This window comes from Halomonas sp. KX33721 (assembly GCF_001596805.1).
GTDB lineage: Bacteria > Pseudomonadota > Gammaproteobacteria > Pseudomonadales > Halomonadaceae > Vreelandella > Vreelandella aquamarina.
Genome location: NZ_LVIA01000072.1, coordinates 1 through 2348, shown reverse-complemented (window position 1 = coordinate 2348; position 2348 = coordinate 1). Strand labels below are relative to the sequence as shown.

The 2348-nt window shown below is 69.6% G+C and carries 2 protein-coding genes; both read left to right on the top strand.

Going from position 1 to position 2348, the window contains the following annotated elements:
* Nucleotides 1–216: helix-turn-helix domain-containing protein (locus A3220_RS16280; RefSeq protein WP_217284299.1), on the top strand; the 216-nt coding region annotated here is incomplete at its 5' end.
* Between the two features lie 79 nt (nucleotides 217–295).
* Nucleotides 296–1984 (top strand): dihydroxy-acid dehydratase, encoded by a 1689-nt coding sequence (gene ilvD / locus A3220_RS16275; RefSeq protein WP_062376008.1) that lies wholly within the window; start codon nucleotides 296–298, stop codon nucleotides 1982–1984.
* The last annotated feature ends 364 nt before the right edge of the window (nucleotides 1985–2348 follow it).

Below are 2348 nucleotides of genomic sequence, written 5' to 3'. Positions count from 1 at the left end.
GGGCCGCTGCCGGGGGAGGGCGGGGGCCCCTTTCCGGGCGCCACCGCGACGGTCGCCGACGTACGCCCCTATGTGCCGGCTACCTCCCACAGCCCCGAGGCGCTCTGCCACGCCCTGCGGCGCAGCGGGGGCAACAAGACCCGTGCCGCCCAGCTGCTGGGGCTGACGCCTCGCCAGTTCAGCTACCGCTGGAACAAGCTGGGGCTCGCCGACTAGCCAGGCCGGCGGCTATGGACAGCCCGGGGCTCGAGGTCCACCCTCTGAGGGTTACCCCATCTTCACAAGGAGCCCCGCCATGAGCGACACCCCCAAGGACCCCCGCCGCCGCCACTCCGCCAAGGTGGTGGACGGCCCCGGGAAGGCGGCCAGCCGCGCCATGCTGCGCGCGGTGGGCTTTCGTGATGAGGACTTCGCCAAGCCCCAGGTGGGCATCGCCTCCACCTGGAGCATGGTCACGCCCTGCAACAGCCATATCGGCGAGCTGGCCGAGCATGCCCGGGACGGCGCCGATGCCGCCGGCGGCAAGGGGGTGATCTTCAACACCATCACCATCTCCGACGGCATCGCCAATGGCACCGAGGGCATGAAGTATTCGCTGGTCTCCCGGGAGGTGATCGCCGACTCCATCGAGACGGTGGCCGGCTGCGAGGGCTTCGACGGCCTGGTGGCCATCGGCGGCTGCGACAAGAACATGCCGGGCTGCCTGATGGGGCTGGCGCGGCTGAATCGGCCGAGCGTCTTCGTCTACGGTGGCACGATACTCCCCGGCAAGGGCCACACCGATATCGTCTCGGTGTTCGAGGCCATGGGCGCCCACAGCCGCGGCGACATCGACCTGATCGAGCTCAAGCAGATCGAGGAGACGGTGATCCCCGGGCCGGGCTCCTGCGGTGGCATGTACACCGCCAACACCATGGCCTCGGCCATCGAGGCGCTGGGCATGAGCCTGCCGGGCAGCTCTGCGCAGAACGCCGTCTCCAACGACAAGCTCGAGGACTGCGAGGCGGCGGGGGCGGCGGTGCTCGCGCTGCTCGAGCGCGACATCAAGCCCTCCGACATCATGACCCGGGAGGCCTTCGAGAACGCCATCACCGTGGTGATCGCGCTGGGCGGCTCCACCAACGCGGTGCTGTATCTGATCGGCATGGCGCGCACCGTCGGGGTGGAGCTCGCCCTGGAGGACTTCACCCGCATCGGCAAGCGCGTGCCGGTAGTGGCGGACCTGCGCCCCAGCGGCCACTACATGATGAGCGAGCTGGTCGCCATCGGCGGCATCCAGCCGCTGATGAAGACCCTGCTCGACGCCGGCCTCTTGCACGGCGACTGCCTGACGGTGACCGGGAAGACACTCGCCGAGAACCTGGCCAATGTCGCCACTTATCCCGATGACCAGAAGATCATCGCGGCGCTGGATGCGCCCCTCAAGGCGGAGAGCCACCTGCGCATCCTCTTCGGCAACCTGGCCCCGGAGGGGGCGGTGGCCAAAATCACCGGCAAGGAGGGCACCCGCTTCTCCGGCACCGCCCGGGTGTTCGGCTCCGAGGAGGAGGCCCAGGCGCGCATCAACGACGGCACCGTGACCGCCGGCGACGTGGTGGTGATCCGCTACGAGGGGCCAAGGGGCGGGCCCGGCATGCGCGAGATGCTCACCCCCACCTCGGCGATCATGGGCCGGGGGCTCGGAGGCTCGGTGGCGCTGATCACCGACGGGCGCTTCTCCGGTGGCAGCCACGGCTTCGTGGTGGGCCACGTCACGCCGGAGGCCTTCGACGGCGGCCCCCTGGCCCTGGTGGAGGATGGCGACCGGATCACCATCGACGCCGAGGCCGACACCATCGACGTCGACCTCTCCGACGAGGAGCTTGCGCGCCGTCGCGCCGCCTGGCAGCAGCCGGCGCCGCGCTACGCTCGCGGGGTGCTGGCCAAGTACGCGAAGACCGTCAGCTCCGCCAGCACCGGGGCGGTCACCGACGCCTTCGACTGAGCCCGCGCCGAGGCTGAGAGGGTCGCCAACGACAGCGCCCCCGCCGGTTTCCCGGCGGGGCGCTCTGCCTGTGCGCCAGGCATGGCGCGCAGCGCCTGACTGGCGCTGTTTCCAAGGGTGGTGCCTTGGAATGACTTGGGGGTGAAAGTCCCCTGCACGCCCGGCAAGGGGAAGTGCTAGCCGACGGCAAGGGTGTCTCCCGCGAGGGAGAATCTGAAGGCAGCCCGAGGCAAAACGCTGGCCTGACGAACAGGAAGCGGATACGAGGCGTCATGGCGGGGTGAGGTGGCACGCATCACCAAAGCCCGATACTTGCACGGAACGCCATGACGTAAATCCGACAGGCATAAGCGGGAAGTCGCGC